Genomic DNA, 22,990 nt, shown 5'->3' with positions numbered 1-22,990 from the left:
TGGTGGCTAGAGGTGCGGCTCCACGAACTCGACGTACCGGCGGGTCAGGGTGGCGACAATGTCGGAGCCGGCGGCGGCCCAGACGTCGGCGTTGAAGATCTCGACCTCGACGTCCCCGCGGTACCCGGCAGCGGAAACCGCGCGCGTGAGCGCTGCGAAGTCGATGTGGCCGTCGCCCACCATCCCACGGCTGAGCAGCGTGTCCGCGGGTAGCGGGGTGATCCAGTCGCAGATCTGGTAACTGACGATCCGCTGCCCGGCGCGCGCGATCTGCTCCAGCACGCCCGGCTCCCACCACACGTGGAACGTGTCGACCACGACGCCGACCACGTCCGGCGGGTGCCGCTCGGCGATGTCCAGGGCCTGGGCGAGGGTCGAAATGACCCCGCGGTCGGCGGCGAAGATCGGGTGCATCGGCTCGATGCCCAGCCGCACCCCGCGTTCGCGTGCGTGCGGGACCAGCGCGGCGACGGCATCGGCCACGCGCTGCCGGGCACCGGTGAGATCGCGGTCGCCCGGAGGCAGCCCGCCGGGCACGAGCACCAGCGCGTCGCAGCCGAGAGCTGCGGCCTCGTCGAGGGCGGTGACGTTGTCGCCGATCGGATCGCCGGCGGTGAAGAAACCCCCGCGGCACAGCGAGGAAACCCGCAGTCCGGCATCGCGGACCATCCGCGCGGCCACCTCCAACCCGACCTCCGCAACCCGTTCGCGCCAGACCCCGATGGAGCCGAGCCCGGCGGTCACGCAGCCCTCCACCGCTTCGCGCAGCGACCAGTTGGCGGCCGTGCGCTGGTTCAGCGAAAGCCGGGCCAGCCGCGGGTCACCGGGCTGCGGAGTCGGCATCCGGGCCGGTGCGCTCATCGGCACGTCGCGCGCGCTCATGCAGCGGCCCCCGCCGCTTCGAGCCACAACTGCATCCGGTGCGCGGCGAACTCCGGGTCGACCAGCAGCTGCGCATCGTTGGCCAGCGTGAAGATCCGCGCTAGGTGCACGATGCTGCGCGCGGACTGCAACCCGCCGAGCATCGTGAAGCCCGGCTGGTGGCCGTTCAGCCAGGCCAAAAAGGCGATCCCGGTCTTGTAGTAGAAGGTCGGCGCGCTGAACACGTGCCGCGACAGCCGGAGCGTCGCAGCCATTTCCGCGTCGTAGGTCGCGAGATCGCCGTCGTCGAGCGCGGCCAGCGCCGCCGACGCGGCCGGAGCGATCGCGGCGAACGCGCCGAGCAACGCGTCCGAGTGGTGTTGCGAGTCGCCGCGGATCAGCTCCGGGTAGTTGAAGTCGTCACCGGTGTAGAGCCGCACGCCGGCTGGTAGTGCGGCGCGCAGACCACGCTCGTGCTCGGCCGACAGCAGGGACACCTTCACGCCGTCGACCTTCGCGGCGTGGTCGCGGACCAGATCGAGGAAGGCCTCGGTGGCGGTGGTCCGGTCGGTCGATCCCCAGTAGCCGGCCAGGTGCGGGTCGAAAACCTCACCGAGCCAGTGCAGGATCACCGGCTCGGTGACCTGCCCGAGCACCGCGTCGTACACCCGCCGGTAGTCGTCGGTGCCGCTGGCGATGGCGGCCAGCTGGCGGGAGGCCATCACGATCACCTGCGAGCCGGTCCACTCCACGAATCCGACCTGCTCCTCGTAGGCCGCGACGACCTCGTCGAGGGTGGTGGCCCCGGCCCGGTGGTCGGTGCCCGCCCCGGCGGCGATCCGGGCGCCGAACGAGCGGGCCTGTTCGGCGCTGCGGCGGACGAGTTCCCGCACCGCGGGCCAGTCCAGGCCCATGTTGCGTTGCGCGGTGTCCATCGCCTCCGCCACTCCGAGCCCGTAGCGGAACAGCTCCCGGCGGAAGGCCAATGTGGACTCCCAGTCCACTGCCGCGGGCGCCCCCGGGGTGTTGTCGCCGAGCGGATCGGCGACCACGTGTGCGGCGGCGAACGCGACCCGCGAACCGTACGGCTGTGGATGTTCCTTCCACCGCCTGGGTTCGCGCAGCACGACCTCCGCCCAGGTGCCGTGGTCGGTGGGCAGTTCGATCGCGCTCATGCCGCGCCGCCGGTGGGCAGCTCGATGCGGCGGCCCTCTGCCGACGAGGTGAGCCCGGCGTGGGCGAGCCGGAGGCCGCGCACTCCGGCCGCCAGGTCGTACGGGTGCGGCCCGCCGTGGTGCACGTCCAGCAGGAAGCGTTCCCACTGCGCGCGGAAACCGTTGCGGAACACCGCGTTGTCGGGGATCTCGTCCCATTGGCCGCGGAAGTCCTCGGTGGTGGGCAGGTCCGGGTTCCACGACGGCCGCGGGGTGCGCACTCGCGGCTGGACCCGGCAGCCGAACAGGCCCGCGACCGCCGAACCGTGCGTGCCGTCGACCTGGAACTCCAGCAGCTCCTTGCGTTCCACCCGCACCGCCCACGACGAGTTGATCTGCGCGATGACCCCGCCGTCGAGCTCGAAGATCGCGTAAGCCGCGTCGTCGGCGGTGGCGTGGTAGTGCTGCCCGTCCTCGTCCCAGCGCTCCGGGATGTGTGTGACGGCCTTCGCGGTGACCGCGCGGACCCGGCCGAAGATGTTCTCCAGCACGTAGTTCCAGTGGCAGAACATGTCCAGCACCACGCCGCCGCCGTCCTCGGCACGGTAGTTCCAGCTCGGCCGCTGGGCGGGCAGCAGGTCGCCCTCGAAGACCCAGTAGCCGAATTCCCCGCGCACGGACAGGATCCGGCCGAAGAATCCCGCGTCCACCAGCCGTTTTAGCTTCTGCAAGCCCGGCAGGAAGATCTTGTCGTGCACGACGCCGTTGACGACCCCGGCGTCTTCGGCCGCCTTCACCAGCTCCTCGCCTTCGGCCACGGTCTCGGCCACGGGCTTCTCGGTGTAGACGTGCTTACCTGCGGCCACGGCCTTCAGCACCGCCTTGCGGCGCTCGCTGGTGACCTGGGTGTCGAAGTAGATCTCCGCAGCGTCCTCGGCCAGCAGCGCGTCGAGATCGGTGCTCCACTCGGCGATGTCGTGGTCAGCGGTGATGCGGGCCAGCTTCTCGGCGTTGCGGCCGACTAGGACCGGCTCGACCTGGATGCGGCTGCCGTCGGCGAGCGGCACGCCGCCGTCGTCGCGGATCGCCAGGACCGAGCGCAGCAGGTGCTGGCGGTAGCCCATCCGGCCGGTGACGCCGTTCATCAGGATGCGGTAGGTGCGATCGGTCATGCTCGCGGCCTTCCTGTCTTCAACGTCTTCGACGATGTGGTGCTGGAGCGTCGGTTGCCGAGGTAGAGCTCGCCGAGTTGCGGGTCGGCGAGCAGGTCGGATGCCGGGCCGGAGAGGTGCACCCGGCCGAGGTCGAGCACGCAGCCCAGGTCGGCGACCGCCAAAGCGCGGCGGGCGTTCTGCTCCACCAGCAGCACCGCCGTCCCCGCGTCGCGCATCCGCGCCACCTGGGTGAACACGGTCTCGGTCGCTTTGGGGTCCAGGCCCATCGACGGTTCGTCGAGCAGCACGACCTTCGGGCTGACCATCAGGGACCGGGCGAACTCCACCTGCTTCTGCTGGCCGCCGGAAAGCGCCCCGGCCAGCGCGTTCCACCGCTCGGCGACGACCGGGAAGAGGTCCTGGACGAAGGCCACGCGGTCGGCGATCTCGGACCTGTCCCGCAGTGTGTAAGCGCCGAGCAGCACGTTCTCCTCGACCGTCATCTCCTTGAACACGCTGTGCCCCTGGAGGACGTGGGACAGTCCGGCTTCGAGCATCTGCTGCGGTCGGCGGCTCGTGACGTCCTTCCCGGACACCAGAATCCGGCCGGATCGCGGTGCGAGCATGCCGCTGGCGACCTTGAGCACCGTGGACTTCCCGGCGCCGTTGGGCCCCACGAGGCAGACCACGCTGGCCGGCGGCACCCGCACCGTCAGCCCGCGCAGCACCAGCGCCGCGCGCCCGTACCCGGCCTCGACGTCGACGAGTTCGAGCAGGTGTTCGCCCGAACCCCGCTGCTCAGATCCCAAGGTAGGCCTCCAGGACTCGCGGGTCGTTGCGGACCTCGTCGGGCGTGCCCGCGGCGATCGGCCGCCCGCGGTCGAAGACGACCACGTGGTCCGACAGGCTCATCACCAGGTCCATGTTGTGCTCCACGATCAGGAAGGTCCGGCCCTCGGCGTTGAGCGCGCGCACCAGTTCCCCGATCCGCTCGATCAGCGCCGGGTTCACCCCGCCCGCCGGCTCGTCGAGCAGGACCGTCTCGGGATCGGCCATCAGCACCCCGGCGAGTTCGAGGAGTTTCTGCTGGCCGTAGGACAGGTCGCGGGCCCTGCACGTCGGCCAGGTGCTCGATGCCGACGCGGGTGAGCAGTTCGCGCGCCCGGTCCAGGTCGGCGCGCTGGCGCGCGGAGACCAGCTGGCCGAGCAGGGTTCGGGAGCGAACCGGGACCAACAGGTTCTCCAGCGCCGTCATCCGCGGGAAGATCCGGCACAGCTGGAAGCTGCGGCCGATGCCCGCGCGGGCGATCCGGTGCGGCGGGCGGCCGGTGATGTCCTGGCCGCGGTAGCTCGCGGAGCCGGAATCGGGCTTGATCATCCCGGTGACGCAGTTGAAGAACGTGGTCTTGCCCGATCCATTGGGGCCGATCAGCGCGTTGACCTTGCCGTGCTGGAAGGCGACGGTGGCCCCGTTGACGGCGCACACCCCGCCGAAGGACTTGGTCAGGCCGGTGGTTTCCAGTCCCGTGCTCACCGGCGCGCCTCCTCGACGGTCCCGGCCCGGCGCTGCTCGGCGAGCTCGGCCTGGCTGACTTCCCGGATCGACGCCCTCCGCGGGCGGAACCGGTGCAGCAGGTCGCGCAGCGCCGGGATGATCCCGTCGGGCATGAACAGCACCACCGCGGCAAGCAGCACCCCCAGCGCGACCAGGTGCAGCTGGGTGTCGCCGTACTGGGCCTTGAAGTACTCCACGGCGTAGCCGACGATCAACGCGCCGAGCACCGGCCCGAACAGGCTCCGCACACCGCCGAGCAGGCTCATCAGCACCAGGTAGGAACCGGTCAGCACGGAGAACTGGAAGATCGGGTCCAGGAACCCGAACCACAGCGCGTAGAGCCCGCCCCCCAGCGCGGTGAAGAACGCCGAGACGACGAACGCGACGAGCTTGTAGGTGAAGGTCGGCACCCCGAGCGCTTCGGCCTTGTCCTCGTCCTCCCGGATCGCCTTCAGCCCGGCGCCGAAACGGGACCGGTCGATCGCCCACCAGCACAGCAGGGCGACGGCCAGCAGCGCGGCGTGCAGGTAGAAGAACCGCTCGTGCTGCTCTGGGCGGAGCACCTCCGGACCGAACGGGCGCGGCACGCGCAAACCGTTGGAACCGCCGGTGAAATCTCCCCAGCTCTGGAAGACCAGCAGCGTGATCAGCACCAGCGCGATCGAGACGATGACGAACGATGCACCGCGCACCCGAAGGCTCGCGACGCCGATCGGCACCGCGAGCACCGCGATGACCACGCCGCCGAGGACCAGGGCGAGCCACGGGTTCAGGTCCGCGCGCACGACCAGCAGCGCGGTGGCGTAACCGCCGAGCCCGGAGTATGCCGCGTGGCCCAGCGAGATGTAGCCGGTGAATCCGCCCACGAAGTTCCACGACGTGGCCAGCACCGCGTAGCTCATGATCACCACGCCGACCGACAGGATGAACGGATCCGGAGCCAGCCCGGGGAAAGCGACCACCAGCGCGGCCAGCGCGAGCAGGCCGACGAGCTTCGCGGCGCGGGCGGGATCAGAAACGCTGCGCAAGGCGGCCTCCGAAGAATCCCTGGGGGTGCAGGAGCAAGGTGGCGAACAGCGCGACGTAGAAAACCGTTTGCGCCCAAGTCGTTCCGAGCGGCAGCTGGAGCAGGCTCTGGCCGAGCCCCAGCAGCATGGCGGCGATCGCCGCACCGGGGATGCTGCCCAGTCCGCCCACCACGATGATCGCCATCAGTGGCCCGATCCAGTGCCAGTGCAGCGACGGGTAGATCGTGGAGTCCAGGGCCAGCGCAGTGCCGCCGATCGCCGCGGTGGCCAGCCCCAACCCGAACCCGTAGCCGGCGATCCGGCCGGTGTTGATGCCGACCAGCTGCGCGGCCTCGCGGTGCTGGATCGTGGCACGCAGCGCCTGGCCGAACCGGCTCTTCTTCAGCAGCACGTAGAGCGAGGCCAGTGACACCGCGGCGAGGCCGAACGCGATCAGCTTCACCACCGGGAGGCTGGCGCCGAAGAACTGGATGTCCGCGCCGGAGTAGGGCAGCTGGATGCGTCGGTGGGTGCCGCTGAAGACGAGCCCGAGCGCGCCTTCGATCACCAGCGCGATGGCGAACGTCAGCAGCACCGACATCATGGTCAGCGTCGCCGGGCGGAGCCGCGAGATCAGCAACTGCTGCATGAGCACGCCGACCGCGAAGAACAGTGGGACGGTCACCAGCAGCGACAGCAGCGGGTCCAAGCCGGTCTGGAGGTTGAAGAACCAGGCCAGGTATGCCGCCAGGATTAGGAAGGCGGAGTGCGCCAGCATCACCACGCGCATCACGCCGAAGTACAGCGTCAGGCCCGCGGCGAGGAGTGCGTAGAGCCCGCCGAGTAGCACGCCGAGCACCAGGCTCTGCAGCAGGAGCGATCCGGTCATCTCGGCATCACCACGCCGGCTTGGGGTGGACCAGGTCGGCTTCCTTGGTTTCCGCAGGAAGCACGATGCGGATCCGGCCGCCGACGTACTGCTGGATCAGGTGCGCGCCGCGCGGTTTTCCGGTGGCGTCCCAGCTGAGCTTGCCGACCACGGTGTCCACCTCGTTCTGGCGCAGCCAGTCGATGAGCCTGCGCTGGCAGTCGGGGTCCGGATCGGCGCAACCGACGGCCTGCACGGCGGCGGCCACGACCTGCCCGGTGGTCCACGCGTTGGCCTCGTCCTCGCTGGGCGGGGAGTTGAACATCCGGGTGTAGTGCTCGACGAACTCCTTGTTGGACGGGAAGTTCGCGTCCGGCGTGTAGCCGGTTGGGGAGAGGATTCCCTCGGTCTGCTCGCCGATCGCTTTGGCGAACTCCGGGTTGGTCGGTGCGGTGGAGAAGGCCGCCATCGCGGGCTGGTAGCGGAGTTGGCGCAGCGCCAGGATGAGGTTGACCGCGTCCTGGTACTGCGTTCCGCCGACGACGAGGTCCGCGCGGGAATCGGCGATCTTGGCTGCGATGGAACCGAAATCCGTGGTGTTGGGTGGGTAGACCTCATCGACCACCGTGCGGATTCCGGCCGCTTCGAGCTTGCCCTTCAACCCGTAGGCCGTGCCCTGCGCGAACGGGTCGTCCATCGCGGCGTAAGCGGCGGTCTTCGGGCGCTGGCCGGCGGGCATCGCCAGGATCGCCGCGGCCAAGTGGTTGTAGTGGTCCTCGGCGACCGCGGGCGCGGCGTAGAAGAGGTTGTCGAAGCCCTGGTTGAACACTTCCTCGGCGGCGCCGGCCGGCTCGACGAACAGGAAACCGTAGTCCTTGGCGACCTGCGCGGCCGGGATCACCAGGCGCGTGGAGAACGGTCCGAAGACCAGGTCAGCGCCGTCCTGGTTGATCAGCTTCTCGTAGTCGGCCGCTACGCGGTCGGCGTTGGACTGGTCGTCGAGGATGGTCAGCTCGACCTTGCGGCCCAACAACCCGCCGCGGGCGTTGACGTAGTCGGCCCACGCTTCGTAACCGCGGCGGACGCCCTTGCCGGGCTCGGAGAAGTCGCCGGTGAGGGGCAGGGAGATGCCGATCTGGATGCTGCCGTCGTTGCCTCCGGCGCCCGAACTGAGGCAGCCGGTCAGCGCGAGGCTCGCGCTGGTCACGAGTACACCTAGTCGAAGGCATTGTGAAATTTTCATGGTCCACCCGTCGTTGGGGGCTCCGTAAGCGTTTGCGTAAGCGCTTACGGCAGAATAGGAACCATCGGGCGAAGTGGCAAGGTCCACGGATCATGATGGTGGGCGCGGGCCGCGAGGCGGACCGGAGCGGAAGGGGACACGGATGCCACAGCAACGCGCGAGGCTCAGGCTCATCGACGTCGCCGAGCGGGCCGGGGTGTCGATAGCGGCGGCTTCACGGGCGCTGTCCGGGTCCGCGGGCGTGAGCGACGCCATCGCCGAGCGGGTTCGCGAAGTCGCCGCACAGATGGGATACGTCGCCAACGTGCACGCGCGCACGCTGGCCGGCGGCGCGAGCACAAGCGTCGGGCTGCTAGTGCACGAGATCGGCGACCCCTACTTCACCGAGATCGCCAGCGGGGTGCTGCGCGTCGGCGCGCAGCAGGGCCTGACCGTGCAGATCTGCCACACCGGGCGCGACCCGGAGAACGAGCTCGTCCAGGTCCGCACGCTGATCGCCAACCGGGTCCGGGCGATCATCATCGCGGGCTCGGGTTTCGTGGACGCGCGGACGCAGGCGTCGGTGAAGCAGGACCTCCAGGCGTTCCAGGAAACCGGCGGCCGCGTCGCGGTGATCGGACGCCACCACCTCGGCACCGACGCGGTGCTGCCGGACAACACCGCGGGCGGCCGGTCCATCACCGAACACGTGCTTTCCCTTGGGCACCGGCAGATAGCCTTCGTCGCCGGGCCACGGACCCTGACCACAGTGGCCGATCGGCTCGCGGGAGCCGCGCAAGCGCTGGAAGCGGCCGGTCTGTCGATCGAGGACATTCCCGTCATCGAGGAAGCGTTCACGCGCGAGGGCGGCACGCAGGCCATGCAGCGCGTCCTCGACGATCACCCCGACGTGACGGCGGTGATCGCGCTCAACGACGACATGGCGATCGGTGTCCTCGCGGCCCTGCGAGCGCGCGGAATGGCTGTGCCGAAGGACATTTCGGTGGCTGGCTTCGACGACGTGGCTGTCGCGGAGCACCTGTCGCCGGCCCTGACGACGGTGCGGTTGCCGATGGCGGAAATGGGGGAGCAGGCGTTGCTCCTCGCGCTGAAGCAACCGTCGGCCCGACCCCGCCGCCGCACCACGACGCACTCCCTGGTGGTGCGCGATTCCACCGCCCCACCCCCGCGCCCCAAGCGCTGAGCCCTCGCCAACAACTCTGGTCGCACGGGCGGGCGCGTCACCAGGGCACGGACGTCGCGGCGATTTCGCGCGAACGGGTCAGGGCGTAGAGGGCAGGGCGTGTGCGAGGTTGATCTGAGGGTTGCGGCGGGGGTTTGTCCAGGTGGGACGCGAGGCGAGGGCGACACACTCGGGTGGCCATCGGTCAGGCTGCAACGAGCGAGGCACTGACCCCAGGGCGTGTGCAAGGTTGACCTATCCGGTTTAGGTAGTTTCGGGCGGGAAGGTGGGTGGCAGGTTGCCCAGGTGGGTGGCAGGTTGGCCAGGTGGTGGACCGTTTCGATACCGGCGGCTGTGCCGTTCGGTCGGCGCCAGCGCCATATCCGGTTCGCAAGTTTCCGTCCAGAACAAAGACCTTCCAGGCTGCGGGTCCTGGCACGTCCGTACCCGCCCGGTGCTGGCGGTGCTGGCGGTGACCGCCGGTGCGAAGACGTTCATCGAGTCCGCCTCGGCGGAGAGAATCCGCAAGTTCCATTGAAATCGAACCTTCGATTTCAATGGAACTTGCGGACCGTCGGCGTGTCGCACCCCGACACGCCGATGCCTGTGGACAACCTCCGCAATTTCAATGGAAATCGTGGGCGGGTACGGACGTGCCAGGGCCCGCAGCCTGGAAGGTCTTTGTTCTGGACGGAAACCTGCGAACCGATCTGCTCGGGGCCCGGCAGGGCGTCTGGATATGGCGCTGGCGCCGCCGGTATCGAAACGGTCCACCACCTGGCCAACTTGCCTACCCGAAACTACCTAAACCGGACAGGTCAACCTTGCACACGCCCTGGCGTAGAGGGCCTGCCAATGCACCCAACCCGGACATGCGCCGAAAAATGGCCTGACCAGTACTAATTCGTGACGCATCGTGACCAAGCCGCCTCGCGGCGGTGGTCATGGTGTGTCGTGGTGGTTGTGGATGGCGGTGGCTGGGTGGCCTGGTGTCGTCGGTTCGGTGCTGCTGCGTGGTTCCGCTTGGGTGAGTGCCGTGCTGCGGTGATCCGCTGGTGCCTGGTGGCGGTGTTGCCGCGTTTCGTCGGGTTGCTGCCGTATTCGAATATTCGACACCCCAGGCGGCCATGCTGCACTGAAGCAGCATTATCCTGACCTTTGCAGACGAATACGGCACCTATCAGATCCGAGACTCGCTTTTGCTGGCCCTGGCGGGTTCCTTCAGCTGGAAACGGCGTGGCAGGTTGCCCCAGGTTCTGCCACCCGCACCGCCGCGCAAGCCCGTGCTGAACTGGCTGACCTTGCGCGCCAGCGGGAGCACGCGCTCGTCGCGCATCAGGTCGCGCTGAATGATGTCGAGCACTTCTTCGGCGACCAGGATCCCGGCGTACGCGGCCTCGGCCGTGGCCAGCGTCTTGAACCCGCGCCCGAGTTCCACGCTGGCCCGCGTGGGGTAGTAGGCCGGGACGTCGAGCTTCTCGCAGAACCAGGCGAACATGATCGAGTGGCGGCACTCGTCGGCGATCTCCGTGAGCGCCCACTGGAAGTCCTCGTTCGCCGGGTTCTGCACGTACTGGTCGCGAAGCACCATCTGTTGCATGATCATCTCGAACCCAGATGCCGGTGCTGGCGATCGAGCGGATCTCGTGCTTCGTGAGGTCGATCCGCTGATCTTCGCTCATCTGGTCCCAGAGGCGGGTGCCGTACAGGGAGCTCCACTCCGGGCTGAGCCCGTAGTAGCCCGGCGGTAGGGGTTCCTCCCAGTCGATCTCCTTGACGGGGGCGTAGGAGAGGATTTCGCCGATTCGAGCAACCGGTGCGAGATGTCTTCCTGGCCCGCTTCCACTGCAGTGTTCGACATACGGCACCTCCACCTACCTTGACGACATCGAGCATTGCGACAATGAGCGATGTCAAAATCAAGGCCGGGCGGGGGCGCCACGATGCCGCCGGGGTCATGCGTGGTCTCGGACCACGACCACGGGGCAGGGGGCGTGGTTGACGCAGTACTGGCTGACCGAGCCGAGCAGGGCGTGGGCGATGCCGCCTGCTCCCCGGTAGCCGACTACCAGCAGGTCGGCCGATTCCGCCGCCTTCAGCAGGGCTTTGGCCGGGTGGCCGCGAGCCACTTCTCCCCGGATCGCGGCGGCGTCGACGTCGTCGACGGTTTCGCGGATGACGGTCGCGAGCGCCTTTTCCGTTGCGCGGTCGCATTCTTCGGCGGTGGGCATCGGCCAGTCGTAGAGTTCGGGGAGTTGCCAGGACATGACGGCGGTGACGTGGCCGTTGTTCGAGCGAGCTTGGTGGACGGCCCACCGAAGAGCATTCCGGGACGGCGATGAGCCGTCGATGCCGACGACGATCGAGTAGTCGCGTTGCTCGCTCATGCTGTACCCGTGCCTGTTCGCGACGGCCGTGCGCAGCCCACCCTGCATGGGCCACCCGAGCGGGCGGAAGGGTCTATCGGCCTCGACCACGGCAGGTGACCATCAGCCCTACCTGGGGCTTCGGTGGTGCGGAATCGTCGATGCGGGTGGGCTGCCCGGGGAGGTCGAGATGCCCTACTGGGATGGATACGGCATGGGCGCGTGGGGGTTCGTGGTGATGACGGTGAGCATGGTGTTGTTCTGGGTGCTGATCATCGCCGCCATCGTCGCGGTGGTCCGCTACCTCGGGCGCACCGGACGCGTTGAGCGCGGGACCGGCCGAGCGGAGGAAATCCTCGCGGAGCGGTTCGCGCGTGGCGACATCGACGAAGAGGAGTACCGCCGCCGGCTGCAGGCTTTGTCGGAGCACGACCGCCGGAGAACATGACGTGCGGAGGCGTCCGCACGGTCGCGTGGGCGGGCAGTTCGGCCAGCACTGCGAACCAGGATGGGCGACGGCGTCTCCCGCCGGATCGATGACCACAGTGGACATCGGGCGACCGCGGCTAGGCGACGGTGCCCGGCCCCTGGACTCGATGACGAAATGCCCTAATCCCGCTCGGGCAGGCGGCCCAATCCTGGAGGGGAGCGAACCTGCCTGGAGCACATGATGGACGGCAACTCACTGCGAGCCGGTGTTCGGTGGCTCGCCCACGCGTTGTGGCGGAATCCGTTGCGGCGTCGGCTGGACCGAGTCACGGCGATCGCCATCCTCGTGTTGCTCGGCGCCGCCGTGCTGATGGTCCCGGCGGCGATCGTGGCCGGGAACGCGAACTACGCCGCGGAAGCGCGGGAGGCTGCGGTCGCCGCCTCGACGAGGCGACCGGTGGAAGCCGTCGTGACGAGTGCGCCCGTCGCCCACGTGATCAGCGGAGCCGAGCACGAGTCCACCAGCTACTCGGCAGGGGTTTCGTGGACCGGCGCGGACGGCAGGGCGCACGTGGACACCGCGGCCGTACCGGCGGCGACCGTGCTCGGCGGCACGGTTCGGTTGTGGGTGGACAGGGTCGATCGCATCACGGTCGCGCCGCGAAGCGAAGCCCAGGTGCGGGCCTCTGCGGGCGCGGTCGCCTTCGAGATCGCGGTTGCGGGCGAACTGCTGTGCGCAGGGTTGATCTGGTGCGTCCGCGGGATCGCCGACGCATGCGCCGAGCGTGCCTGGACCCGCGAATGGAAGATCGTCGAAGCGAAGTGGCTGGAGCACTGAGGGGCAGCCGGGAGGACGGTGGCATGCGCCGGGCGTTCGAGGGTGATGGGGATGAGCAAACCTGTCGTTGTCGGGTTCGACTTCTCGGAATCGTCCCGGCGCGCGGTTCGGTGGGCGACTCGCGAAGCCGTCAGCCGACGTAGGCCGTTGCTGCTCGTGTACGTGATCACCTGGCCGTTCGAAGGCGTCACGGTGGGTCCGCTGCCCGGTGGTGATGACGTCCTGGAGCACCTCCAGAAGGGGCTGCAGCACCAGCTCGGCGTGCTGGCCGAAGGCTGCCGGGAGATCGAACCCGCCTTGGAAGTGCGCAGCGAACTCCCGTTCGGCGACCCCGTCGAGGAGCTCAGCACGCTGGCGGCGCAGGCCGAACTGCTCGTGCTCGGCGGCGCCCGGGTCGATTCCCACAGTGTGCTGGGTTCGACTTCGGCCGAACTGCTCGCACGCCGCTCCGGCGCCCCGGTGGTCGTCGTCCGGGAGGACCGCGAGCGCCCCGTCCCGGCGTCCGCGCCGGTCGTGGTGGGCGTCGACGGCTCAGCGACCAGCGAGCTCGCCGTCGGATTCGCCTACGACTTCGCCTCGCGACACGACTGCGAACTCGCGGCCGTGCACTCCTGGAGCGACCTGCCGTTGGACCCGTTCGCACGCGTGCGGGGTTGGAAGCTCCCCTGGAACGAGGTGCGCGGTGATGCCGACGAGGTGCTTGCCGGGGCCATCGCGGGCTGGGGCGAGCACTACCCCGACGTCGTGGTGCGGCGGGTGGTCACGCCGGAGCGACCGGCTGAGGCGTTGCTCCGGGAAGCCCGGGAGGCGAGCCTGCTCGTCGTGGGCAGCCACGGGCGCGGCCGGATCCGCCGGGCGCTCCTCGGCTCGGTGAGCCACGCCGTGGCGAACCGTGCACCGTGTCCCGTCGCGGTGCTGCGCGCCGGGCGTTGACAGTCCGGCACGCGATGTTGCGCGTCACGACACGGCGGCTTCTGCGCTGCGGACGACCGCGACCGGGCACGGAGCATGGTGCAACACCCCGGCCGCGACGGAGCCCAGGTACAGCCCGTCGAACCCACCGCGACCGCGATGTCCGACGACGAGCAGCTGGGCGTCCCGGCCGGCATCCGCCAGCGCCGAGACAGGGTGCCCGCGCTGTGCGACTTCACGAGTGCGGACCTTCGGGAACTCCTCGCGCAAGAAGGCCGTCTGCTCGGCGAGCGCGCGCTCGATCTCGCGCTGCACCTTGGCCCGGTCGAACGGCGGCAGCGGCACGGCGAGCAGGCCCTCTTCGCGCCACACCTGCATGACCACGAGCTCCGCTGCGCGACCGGCGGCTTCTTCGAAGGCGAACCGCAACGCCGCCAGGCTGCTCTCCGACCCGTCCACGCCGGCGACCACCGGTCCGACGGTCGTCGGAACGCCCTTGCGCACCACGACCACCGGGCACGAGGCGTGCGTGGCCACGGCCGAGCTGACACCGCCCAGCAGCGCGTCGGTGAAGCCGCCCTGCCCGCGTTTGCCGAGCACCACCAACTGCGCTTCCGCGCTGCGACGCAGCAGTTCCTCGACGGGATGACCGGAAACGGCTTCCGCGTCGATGTTCAGGTGGGGCGCTTGCGCGCGGCATTTCGCGGCAGCTTTCTGCACGGCCTTCTCCGCGTAGTCGGCTCGTGCCGGGTCGTCGTTGACGATCACGAGCCGCAGCGGTGCGCTGCGGTGGCCCACTTCGGCCACGGCCCAGGCAGCCGCCCGGACGGAGTCTTCCGAGCCGTCGACGCCCACGACAACGGGCTTTGTCCGGGATCGCCATCTCGCCCTCCTCATCACCTGTCGCGAACGACGGCCACCGGGCACACCGCGTGGCGGATCAGCCCCGTGGCCACCGATCCCAGCAGCAGTCCGGTGAATCCGCCCCGCCCCCGATGCCCGACGACCAGCAGCCGCGCGTCCTCGCTGGCGGCGGCGAGCTCGGCCACCGGGTGGCCGCGTTGCGCGACCGGGCGCACCGGCACGTTAGGGAAGGACTCCGCCCAGCCCGCCAGCTGTTCCGCGAGACCGAGACGGGCCTCGGCCTGCAGATCGATCAGCTCATACTCCAGCCTGGGCACCACCGGGGCGTACTCGACGTCCTCCCACACCTGCATCGCCACGAGCTCGCTCCCGTACCGGGCTGCGGCGTCGAACGCGTATCGGAGCGCGGTGCTGCTGTGCGGGGAGTTGTCCAGCCCGACGACCACCGGCCCGCTGTCGCGGTGATCGCGAACGACGACGACCGGGCAACGCCCGTGGGCGGCGACCTTGGCGCTGACCGATCCCAGGAGGGTCGCGGTCAGCGCGCTGCGCCCCCGCGACCCGACCACGACCAGCTGCGCCTCGCCGGAAAGGTGCATCAGCACGTCGGCCGGGTCGCCGTGCACGACTTCGGGGGAGACCTCCAGCTCCGGGTGGCTATCGGAAAGCTGGTCCGCGACGGGAACGGTGGTTTCCCAGGCTTCGTCGTCCCAGAGCGGATCGCCGGTGACCATGACGACCCGCACCTGCTTCGCCCCGCGCAGGTCGGCCTCCCGAACCGCCCACGTTGCCGCCGCCATCGACCGCTCGGAGCCGTCCACACCCACGACTACGGGTCCATTCGCACCCATGTTCAACCCTCCCAGAAGGTTCGCGCGCCGAACCGTTCAACGTCTGAGGGATGCAGCCGGAAACCCCGGTGGCGGACGCAAAGCACCCCAGCCCCACAACAAGAACCACTGTGGACCAGTCCGAGGAGAACGACTCCGGCTCCTCGCTTTTCGCGTCACGTCTGAAGCTTCCATCCGTCGAGCAGGAGCATTGCCCCGCCGAAACCCCGGCCACCATGAGCCCCAAGCATTTCGAGACGCGAGCGGGGAGAGCTAGAGCCCATTGACACCTATCTGTGTGAGGTCGGGACTCCAGCGGACGATGGCCACCGGGCAGGCCGCTTAGGCGCTTGAGCCGGGCAGGACCCGCCGGGTCTTGCTCACCCTCGGTGGGCCGAGGACCAGAACGCTCGCACACGCGGTCGCGTCCAGCAGCACGTTCGCCGGATGCCCCATGCGCACGTCGGTCCGCACCTGCAAGCCGGGAAGCTGCCGGCGGCACTCGGCAGCCATGTCCGCCACCACTTGAGGTGCGGGCCATGTCACCACCGCGAAGCACGTTCGTCGCGATCAGCCGTACACGAGCAACCGGTTGCAACTGCTCGTCCCGCCGATTCCATGTTGAGCGCCGGTCATGTCGGAATTGCTGGTCAGCACGTAGAATCCGTGCGGGCTCTGCGTCACGATCATCATCTGGACCGCCATGTCTTCGCGTGTCGGGCGCGCAACGTTGTCGAACATGAGCGCGAAGAGGTTCTGGTTCAAGTTCGCGACGTGGAGCGCTCGGTAATAGCGCGTGTCGCCCTTGAACTCGACTTTCACGCGTGATGCCGCCCAGCCGTTCACATCGTTCTTGATGCCAGCCTTGTTCAGCTGGTCGAGTACCTTCGTCGAGATGCCGGCCAGGTGGATGTGCAGTTGGTCCTGGTCTCGAACGCGCTTGCCGGACGTGTCGTGCGCGGCGTTGACGCCCAGACCGATCTGGCCGCCGGTGTAGGTCACCGGGGTGGCTCCAGTCGGCTGTGCTTGGTCCCACGCGTCTTGCCAGTAGTTCCTCCCGAACCTGATCTTCTGGCACTCGATGCCCTTCACGCGGCTGGTGGGAACCAGCAAGAAGTTGTGGGTTCCAGGTGGGTCCGCGCCGTCGAGCACGACGTCATCCGCATTCGTCCCCTTGCAGTAGCTGGGCATGGGGTGGTGCGTGGGGTCGCGCTGGGCTTCCCCGCAGGCTTTGGCGTGGTCCCAGAGTTTGATCCCGGTGTCGCTGTCGGCGCCGCACGGGTCGGTCTGGGCGGCGGCGGGCAGGTTCGTCGCGGCCGCTGCAGCGGAACCGACCAGAACCGCGGCGGCTCCGGCGGCACCGGAGAGCTTCAGGAATTGGCGCCGAGCTGAGTTCCCGGCGTTCTCGTTCGCGCTCATGGGTGACTCCGGCATGACGACTCGGCCAGCGGATGACGTCCTTGGTGTGAGTGCACCAGGGACGGTATCGACGGACTACGGCCGAAGGGCCCGACGCTTCAGGTAACCGATTTCCCCGTGACGCCGAAAGGGAGTACGAGGGTGAACGGGCTGTCCAGTTTGGATGATCCGTAGTCGGTGTGGTTCCGCGTGACGGCCGGGTTCAGGCGAGACTCGTCGGGTCTGCGCCGCGGATGGGGTGTTCCAGCGAGAAACGGGCGGTTTCGCCGGGGCCCAGGCAGACCGTGCGGGTGCCGCAGGTGCAGGTGATGGGGGCTCGCTTCCTCCCCGGGCTGGTGCGGATGGTGGCGGTGCGGCCGGTGACCTCGATGGTGACCGGCTGGCCCTGGTAGCGGATGGACAGTCCCAGCGGACCCAGTTCGCTCGGCCACAGCGGGTTGAGGTGCAGTGCGCCGTCGCGGATTTCGATGCCGGCGAAGCAACGTTGCAGGAGGTCGATGCTGCCTGACATGGCGGCGAGGTGGATGCCTTCGGCGGTGGTGCCGTGCTGGGTGTCGTGGATGTCGCTGGCCAGCACGTCGTCGAAGAACTCCAGTGCTCGGTGCCGCTGGCTGCGGGCCAGCACCCAGGCGTGCACGACGGCGCTGAGGGTGGACCCGTGGCTGGTGCGCTTGAGGTAGTACTCGATGTTGTCGGGAATGCTGGGCATCGGGTAGCCGAGCCCGCCCAGGATCTCCCCGAGCTCTTCGGCCGACAGCAGGTAGAACAGCATCAGCACGTCCGCCTGCTTGGACGCCTGGTAGCGGTTCGGATCGTCGTTCTCGGCCTCCAGGATGCGGTCCAGGCGCTGGATGTCGCCGTAGCGCTGCCGGTAGGCGTCCCAGTCGAGTTCGGCGAGCCGGTCGTAGCCGTCGAACTGGCTGATGATGCCGTCGCCGTGGAACGGGACGAAAATGCGTTGCGAGATCCGCTTCCAGCGGTCGATCTCGGGGTGGCGGATCTCCAGCGCGTCGACGAGTTCGCCGCGCCGCTGGTCGGGCAGTTCGCGGAGGACGTGCACGGCGGTGCGGCACAGCCAGGCGGTCATGATGTTGGTGTAGGCGTTGTTGTCGATTCCCGGCCGGTCCCGCCCGGGGTATGCGGTGTGGTACTCGTCCGGGCCGACGACGCCGCGGATGACGTAGCGGTCCCGGCTGCGGTCGTAGTGGGTGAGCGAGGTGAAGAACCGGGCGATCTCCAGGATCATCTCGGCGCCGAAGTCGACGAAGAACTCCTCGTCCCCGCTGGCTCGGTGGTAGTGCCAGACGTTGTGTGCGACCGCGAGCCCGATGTGCCGTTGCAGGTGCGTGTGGTCGGGCAGCCAGCGGCCCGAGCGGGGGTTGAGGTGCATGCGTTGGGTTTCTTCGCGGCCGTTGCTGCCGCTTTGCCAGGGGAACATCGCGCCGGCGAAGCCCGCGTCGCGGGCGGCTTTCCGCGCCTGTTGCAGTCGGCGGTAGCGGTACAGCAGCAGGGCGCGGGCCAGCGCCGGGAGGCGCAGGTCGAGGGTCGGCAGCACGAACAGCTCGTCCCAGAAGATGTGGCCGCGGTAGGCCTCGCCGTGCAATCCGCGGGCGGGGATACCGGCGTCGAGGTCGACGGTGTTCGGCGAGGTGGTCTGCAGCAGGTGGAACAGGTGCAGATGCACCGCCTGCTGCGCGGGCCCGCTCATCGATAGTCCACAGTGGAATTTGCCGTGCAGGTGCGCCCACGCGAGGCTGTGCGATCGGGCCAGATCGTCGAACCCGGCGGCATCGCGCACGTCGTCGACGGCCTCGGTGACCGGTTCGGTGCTGGCGCGGTCCAGCGAGGTGTGCAGCGAGACGATCTTCTCCACCCGCACTTCCGCGTTCTGCTCGACGTCCAGCGGGATGTCGTGGGCGATCAGGTCGTCCTGCCTGACCAGGGACGGGCCGGGGTCAATGAGCTCACCCGCCACGAACACCCGCAACCGCGCGGCTTCGGCGACGCGGATGCGGGATTGGGACGTTCGCGCGTGCAGGACGGCGATGTTCGGCGCGACTTCGAAGGACTGGTGCTCGACGAGGTGCCTTCCGGCGAGGTCTCGGTAGCGCTCGACACCGCAGTTGGTCACCCGGCCGTCGATGCCGCAGCGGAACGTCATCGGGCCCGACCAGTCTTCGGCGACGAGGGTGGTTTCCAGTCCGGCGAGGTGCGGCCGGGACATGTGCACGAACCTGCGCTGCACGATCCTGGTCGTCCGCGCCTGCTCGTCGCGGAAGCGCAACCGGCGGACCAGGATGCCGCGTTCGAGGTCGAGTTCCTGCTCGTGGTCGAGCAGCTGGACCTGCGCCGGGTCGAACCACGCGCCTTCGTCGATGCGGAAGGTCACCGGCAGCCAGTTCGGCATGTTGACCAGCGACTCGTTCTGCACCTCCTGACCGGCGATGGTCGTGGTCAGCCGGTCGTAGCAGCCCGCGACGTAGGTGCCGGGGTAGTGCACCCCGTCGGCGCGGGACTCCGGCGCCGCGCCGCGGGTGGCGAAGTACCCGTTTCCCAAGGTGCACAAGGCTTCCCGGCGACCTTCGTCGTGCGGGTCGAAGCCGCGGAAGTCGAGTTGCCACGGGTTCATGCGCTCCCCGGCGACGAAGTGAAGCGCGCGAGCAACGCGGTCAGCGAGAGCGGGTCGCCGACCGAGTAGTGGGCCCAGGTCAGGCGATCGCCGTGTTCTGCGCTGCGCACCACGATTCCGATCCCGTCGTCGTGGATCTCGCGCAGCGCGTCTTCGTCGGTGTAGTCGTCGCCGGCGAAGACGGGAACGACGTCGGGGCCCAAGAACCCCATGCGGTCCAAAAGCCATCGCAGCGCCCGGCCCTTGTTCCAGTCGATGTTCGGCAGCAACTCGACCACTCGCCGGCCGTGCGTCGTGCGGAGTCCGGGGAAAGCGTCACCGACACTGTCCACAATAGATATCACTTGGTCGGCGGCGTCCGGCGCGACGTTGCGGTAGTGCACCGCGAGGGCGAAGTGCTTCCGGTCGACCCGGGCGCCTGCGACGAGTTCCAGCTCATCGGACAGCCGCCGTTCGGCCTCGTCGAGATCGGGCAGCGCGGACTCACCGGCCGGCAGTGCGATCGACACGTCGCCCGGGCCGGCCAGCTCGAATCCGTGGCTCCCCGCGCACCACAGGCCGTCGATGCGGATCCTGCTGAGCACGTCCCGCAGGTCCCGGCCGCTGAGGATCGCCACCGGGCAGCGCAGGACGAGCCGCTGCAGGACCTCCCGCGTCTTCACCGGCATGGTGACCTTGGTCGGGTCGCTCCGGATCGGCGCGAGGGTGCCGTCGAAGTCCAGCAGCACCACGGGTCGGTGACCTCGGAGGTGGTCGGCGATCTCGCCCCAGCGGCCGAGACCGTCAGGGACCTCGGATAGCCGCCGCTGGCTGGACGCCGCGACGGAAACGTCGGTGAGCGCTGATACGACCACGTCGGCCCCGGCCTCCAGCAGCCGGCTCGGCGGGCCGGTCCGGGCAACCCCGATGATGAGGCCGAAACCACCCGTTCTGGCGGCCTCCACCCCGGCCTGGCCGTCTTCGACGACCACGGACGCCCAGGGCGGCGTGTCGAGCCGACGCGCGGCTTCGAGGAACACCGCGGGATCGGGCTTGCCGGGCAACCCCAGCTCATCGGCGAGCACTCCGTCCATCCGGACGTCGAACAACTGTCCTGCTCCGGCCTGTTCCAGGACCTGGGTGCAATTGCGGCTGGCGGAGATGATCGCGGTGCGGACGCCTTGGCTGCGCAACGCGTCGACCAACGGGACCGCGTCGTCGAACAGCAGCGCGCTCACCGAGGCGGTGTCGGTGATCACCCTGTCCATTTCGAACAGCACCGCGCGGTGGCGACGGGGATCGATGTTCGTGCTGGCCATGCGGACTCCGGTTCTCCACACCGCCTAGACCGTGGTCGGACTAGCACCACTTCTCGGATACCCGACTTGATGCGCGAATCCACCGTCGTTCGGTGCCGTCGCTGCGGCTCGTCGGCTTCGCGTGGACGAGGGTCCAACGGCCTCGTTTCGCCTGGGCGACCGCAGGGATGTGCCCTGATCGAGTGCCGCGCGTCGAAGTCTGATCCATCATGGGCACCATCGACCGACTGATGGCAGGGGGAGGCGTTTCGGGTGGCGGCGACAGCGCGCAAGGCGGTCATCGTGGGATTCGATTTGTCGGAGCCGTCCCGCCGGGCGGTTCGCTGGGCGGCGCGCGAGGCGTCCGATCGGCGTCGGCCCTTGCTGCTGGTGCACGTGCTCACTTGGCCGTTCGACGCGCACACCACGATCGAGGTGCCGGGCGAGGACGGCGTGCTGGAGCCGCTGCAGCAGATCCTGCGGCGCGAGCTCGACCTGCTGGGTGAGTCCTGCCGGGAGCTCGACCCGGAGCTGGAGGTGCGCAGCTACCTGCCGTTCGGGGACCCGGCCGAGGTGCTCAGCGAGATGGCCGACGACGCCGAGGTGCTGGTGCTCGGTGGGCCGCGGATCGAGGTGGAGATGGGGGTCCTCGGCTCGACCTCTGCGGAGCTGCTGACGCGGCGCACCGGCGCCCCGGTCGTGGTGGTCCGCGGCAGCGTCGAGGAGCCGGGGACGGCACCTGTGGTGGTGGGTGTCGACGGGTCGTCCGCCAGCAAGCTGGCCATCGGCTTCGCCTACGACTTCGCTTCCCGGCACGGCTGCGACCTGGTGGCCGTGCACGCCTGGAGCGACCTGCCGCTGGACCCCTTCGCCCGGGTCAAGCAGTGGGAGCTGCCGTGGAGCGAGGTGCGCGGCGAAGCCGAGGAAGCGGTCGCCGAATCCCTGGCCGGCTGGGGCGAGCAGTATCCCGACGTCGAGGTGCGGCGCGCGATCATCCCGGAAAAGCCCGCGCAGGCCCTGTTGCGCGAGGCGCGCGGGGCAGGTCTGCTGGTGGTCGGAAGCCACGGCCGGGGCCGCATTCGCCGGAGCCTGCTCGGTTCGGTCAGCCACGCCGTGGTGAACCGGGCGCCTTGCCCGGTCGCGGTCCTGCGCGCCAGGTGAGCAGATCGGTCACCCTGCCGTTCCCGGTGCGCTGGGATCCATTCTGCTCGGACCTCAGATGCGGCCGCCGGCGTTGGTGTCGCCGGGCACCCGAGAAAACGACGACGTCGGATTGTTTTACCACCTTTGAGGAACGTCGCAACTAGCAGTACTTCGTTATGTCTTGATGTGTAAGGGGATTTCCCGGTCCACAAGAGCTTCCGGCAAGATTGGTTCGGTAGGACCGAGAGGAGCAGGGGAATCACATGGGCGAATGGGTGCCGCATCGCGCGCGATCAGCGATGTTCGCGCCGCTGGACCAGACTGGCCGCGTGGAGGCGGTGACCAGGCGTCTGGTCGATGCCATCACGCTCGGCCTGCTCGCCGACGAGGAGCAGCTGCCGAGCGAGGCGGAGCTGTCCGGTCAATTCGGCGTCTCGACGGTCACCGTCCGCGAAGCTCTCATGGCCCTGCGGCAACAGGGACTGGTGGAAACCAGGCGCGGGCGCAGCGGCGGCAGCTTCGTGCGCGCCCCGCGCGACCACGGCGGCGAGTTCTGGCGCAAGCGGCTGCGCGAGGTGAGCTTCGGCGAGTTGCGCGACCTCGGCGACCACTACGCGGCGATCGCCGGTGCGGCTGCCCGCCTCGCGGCTGAGCGCAGGTCACCGGAGGATCTCTCGCGATTGGAGCAGGCGGCCGACGACGTGCGCGGCACCAGCGGGAACGGCACCGCCCGCGCCGAGCGGCAGTTCCACCTCGAAGTCGCCGCCGCGGCCCAATCGAGCAGGCTGACCCAGCAGGAGGTCCAGTTGCAGGGCGAGCTCGGCGCCGTGCTGTGGCTGTCGGCCGGATGCGGTGGGGGACCCGACGGCGCTCACGCCGAACACCGCGCGATCACGGAGGCGATAGCGCGCGCTGACGGTCCGCTGGCCAGAACGCTCACCGAGAAGCACATCCTCGAGGCCGTGGACCGCGCGGCCGAGGTCCAACTGGACCTGACCCGGCCGTAGTGCATTCCGGGCATGGCTCATGTGCGCGAAACGGCCGAATGCAATGGGCGCATCGGCGGGCAGCATGCCGCTACTGTGTTCCAACCCCAGCGGGTGCCAGCCCGCGCAACGAGAACGGCGTGTTGCTGAGGTGGTGCGGGGAGAAGCCGATCGCCCTCGTGGTCGAAAACCGCATCCGCGATTTGATGGGGTCCCGCGCCGGGTGAACGGGGATCAGAGCTGCGCGTTCGACCGGGTCGGATAGCGGATGCACCGGCGGCCGACTCGCCGGA

At 69.1% G+C, this 22,990-nt stretch carries 21 protein-coding genes and 2 pseudogenes; 6 read left to right on the top strand and 17 right to left on the bottom strand.

Annotated features, from left to right (window positions below; all coding sequences use genetic code 11):
* Positions 1-6: 6 nt before the first annotated feature.
* From SSPN_RS0118005 to SSPN_RS0117970, 9 genes and pseudogenes are all read right to left on the bottom strand, one after another.
* Positions 7-882: a sugar phosphate isomerase/epimerase family protein gene (locus tag SSPN_RS0118005; RefSeq protein ID WP_010696785.1), complete on the bottom strand. Its 876-nt coding sequence runs from the start codon at positions 880-882 to the stop codon at positions 7-9.
* Positions 879-2,036, bottom strand: a complete 1,158-nt coding sequence (locus SSPN_RS0118000; RefSeq protein WP_010696777.1) for a dihydrodipicolinate synthase family protein — start codon at positions 2,034-2,036, stop codon at positions 879-881. Before SSPN_RS0118000 ends, SSPN_RS0118005 begins: the two co-directional genes overlap by 4 nt.
* Complete coding sequence (locus SSPN_RS0117995) at positions 2,033-3,187, bottom strand: Gfo/Idh/MocA family protein (RefSeq protein ID WP_010696775.1); 1,155 nt, start codon at positions 3,185-3,187, stop codon at positions 2,033-2,035. The genes SSPN_RS0118000 and SSPN_RS0117995 overlap by 4 nt, the downstream gene beginning before the upstream one ends.
* Entirely contained in the window at positions 3,184-3,978 is a 795-nt protein-coding gene (locus SSPN_RS0117990) for an ABC transporter ATP-binding protein (protein ID WP_010696773.1), read from the bottom strand. The genes SSPN_RS0117995 and SSPN_RS0117990 overlap by 4 nt, the downstream gene beginning before the upstream one ends.
* Positions 3,968-4,225, bottom strand: a complete 258-nt coding sequence (locus SSPN_RS59920; RefSeq protein ID WP_237710585.1) for an ABC transporter ATP-binding protein C-terminal domain-containing protein — start codon at positions 4,223-4,225, stop codon at positions 3,968-3,970. Before SSPN_RS59920 ends, SSPN_RS0117990 begins: the two co-directional genes overlap by 11 nt.
* 121 nt (positions 4,226-4,346) lie before the next feature.
* A pseudogene (locus tag SSPN_RS59915) lies at positions 4,347-4,655 on the bottom strand (ATP-binding cassette domain-containing protein); the annotation flags it as partial.
* A gap of 44 nt (positions 4,656-4,699) precedes the next feature.
* Positions 4,700-5,752 carry a branched-chain amino acid ABC transporter permease gene (locus tag SSPN_RS0117980; protein WP_010696763.1) on the bottom strand — a complete coding sequence of 351 codons (1,053 nt, stop codon included), beginning with the start codon at positions 5,750-5,752 and terminating at the stop codon, positions 4,700-4,702.
* Complete coding sequence (locus SSPN_RS0117975; protein ID WP_010696761.1) at positions 5,736-6,620, bottom strand: branched-chain amino acid ABC transporter permease; 885 nt, start codon at positions 6,618-6,620, stop codon at positions 5,736-5,738. Before SSPN_RS0117975 ends, SSPN_RS0117980 begins: the two co-directional genes overlap by 17 nt.
* Positions 6,621-6,627: 7 nt before the next feature.
* Entirely contained in the window at positions 6,628-7,806 is a 1,179-nt protein-coding gene (locus SSPN_RS0117970) for an amino acid ABC transporter substrate-binding protein (RefSeq protein ID WP_010696759.1), read from the bottom strand.
* Between the two features lie 178 nt (positions 7,807-7,984).
* Between SSPN_RS0117970 and SSPN_RS0117965 the strand changes: the two genes are divergently transcribed.
* Positions 7,985-9,025: a LacI family DNA-binding transcriptional regulator gene (locus SSPN_RS0117965; protein WP_010696756.1), complete on the top strand. Its 1,041-nt coding sequence runs from the start codon at positions 7,985-7,987 to the stop codon at positions 9,023-9,025.
* A gap of 1,273 nt (positions 9,026-10,298) precedes the next feature.
* On the opposite strand, the pseudogene SSPN_RS49010 reads toward SSPN_RS0117965, so the two are convergent.
* Positions 10,299-10,865: pseudogene (locus SSPN_RS49010) on the bottom strand (AurF N-oxygenase family protein); the annotation flags it as partial.
* Between the two features lie 94 nt (positions 10,866-10,959).
* Entirely contained in the window at positions 10,960-11,391 is a 432-nt protein-coding gene (locus SSPN_RS0117950; RefSeq protein ID WP_010696753.1) for a universal stress protein, read from the bottom strand.
* 169 nt (positions 11,392-11,560) lie between these two features.
* On the opposite strand from SSPN_RS0117950, the gene SSPN_RS0117945 reads away from it, so the two are divergent.
* The 3 genes from SSPN_RS0117945 to SSPN_RS0117935 all read left to right on the top strand — a co-directional run bounded on the left by SSPN_RS0117945 (position 11,561) and on the right by SSPN_RS0117935 (position 13,570).
* The gene (locus SSPN_RS0117945) at positions 11,561-11,818 is read left to right on the top strand and encodes an SHOCT domain-containing protein (RefSeq protein ID WP_029535460.1); all 258 of its coding nucleotides are present in this window, start codon (positions 11,561-11,563) and stop codon (positions 11,816-11,818) included.
* A 222-nt stretch (positions 11,819-12,040) separates the two neighbouring features.
* Positions 12,041-12,637, top strand: a complete 597-nt coding sequence (locus SSPN_RS49005; RefSeq protein ID WP_010696749.1) for an Rv1733c family protein — start codon at positions 12,041-12,043, stop codon at positions 12,635-12,637.
* Between the two features lie 51 nt (positions 12,638-12,688).
* Positions 12,689-13,570, top strand: a complete 882-nt coding sequence (locus SSPN_RS0117935) for a universal stress protein (RefSeq protein ID WP_010696744.1) — start codon at positions 12,689-12,691, stop codon at positions 13,568-13,570.
* A gap of 24 nt (positions 13,571-13,594) precedes the next feature.
* Here SSPN_RS0117935 and SSPN_RS0117930 read toward each other — a convergent pair whose 3' ends face one another.
* The 6 genes from SSPN_RS0117930 to otsB all read right to left on the bottom strand — a co-directional run bounded on the left by SSPN_RS0117930 (position 13,595) and on the right by otsB (position 20,589).
* Positions 13,595-14,446, bottom strand: a complete 852-nt coding sequence (locus SSPN_RS0117930; RefSeq protein ID WP_044573041.1) for a universal stress protein — start codon at positions 14,444-14,446, stop codon at positions 13,595-13,597.
* Entirely contained in the window at positions 14,446-15,264 is an 819-nt protein-coding gene (locus SSPN_RS0117925; RefSeq protein WP_029535458.1) for a universal stress protein, read from the bottom strand. The genes SSPN_RS0117930 and SSPN_RS0117925 overlap by 1 nt, the downstream gene beginning before the upstream one ends.
* A gap of 321 nt (positions 15,265-15,585) precedes the next feature.
* A complete protein-coding gene (locus SSPN_RS56800; RefSeq protein WP_158309583.1) occupies positions 15,586-15,756 on the bottom strand; it encodes a hypothetical protein in 171 nt (56 codons plus the stop codon).
* Positions 15,757-15,813: 57 nt separating this feature from the next.
* Positions 15,814-16,662 (bottom strand): CDP-diacylglycerol diphosphatase, encoded by an 849-nt coding sequence (locus tag SSPN_RS44370; RefSeq protein WP_010696735.1) that lies wholly within the window; start codon positions 16,660-16,662, stop codon positions 15,814-15,816.
* Positions 16,663-16,864: 202 nt separating this feature from the next.
* Positions 16,865-19,291, bottom strand: a complete 2,427-nt coding sequence (locus SSPN_RS44365) for a glycoside hydrolase family 65 protein (protein WP_010696729.1) — start codon at positions 19,289-19,291, stop codon at positions 16,865-16,867.
* Entirely contained in the window at positions 19,288-20,589 is a 1,302-nt protein-coding gene (gene otsB / locus SSPN_RS58455; protein WP_010696727.1) for a trehalose-phosphatase, read from the bottom strand. The genes SSPN_RS44365 and otsB overlap by 4 nt, the downstream gene beginning before the upstream one ends.
* Positions 20,590-20,841: 252 nt before the next feature.
* Here otsB and SSPN_RS0117905 point away from each other — a divergent pair, with 252 nt between their 5' ends.
* Together SSPN_RS0117905 and SSPN_RS0117900 are read left to right on the top strand one after the other, a co-directional pair.
* Positions 20,842-21,729, top strand: coding sequence for a universal stress protein (locus SSPN_RS0117905; RefSeq protein WP_010696725.1), 888 nt, complete (start codon positions 20,842-20,844; stop codon positions 21,727-21,729).
* Between the two features lie 245 nt (positions 21,730-21,974).
* The gene (locus SSPN_RS0117900; RefSeq protein ID WP_010696723.1) at positions 21,975-22,718 is read left to right on the top strand and encodes a FadR/GntR family transcriptional regulator; all 744 of its coding nucleotides are present in this window, start codon (positions 21,975-21,977) and stop codon (positions 22,716-22,718) included.
* Positions 22,719-22,990: the final 272 nt, after the last annotated feature.

This window comes from Saccharopolyspora spinosa NRRL 18395, from assembly GCF_000194155.1.
In the GTDB taxonomy this organism is placed as follows: domain Bacteria; phylum Actinomycetota; class Actinomycetes; order Mycobacteriales; family Pseudonocardiaceae; genus Saccharopolyspora; species Saccharopolyspora spinosa.
The sequence above is the reverse complement of the archived record's forward strand: the minus strand, read 5'-3'. Positions and strand labels throughout refer to the sequence as shown.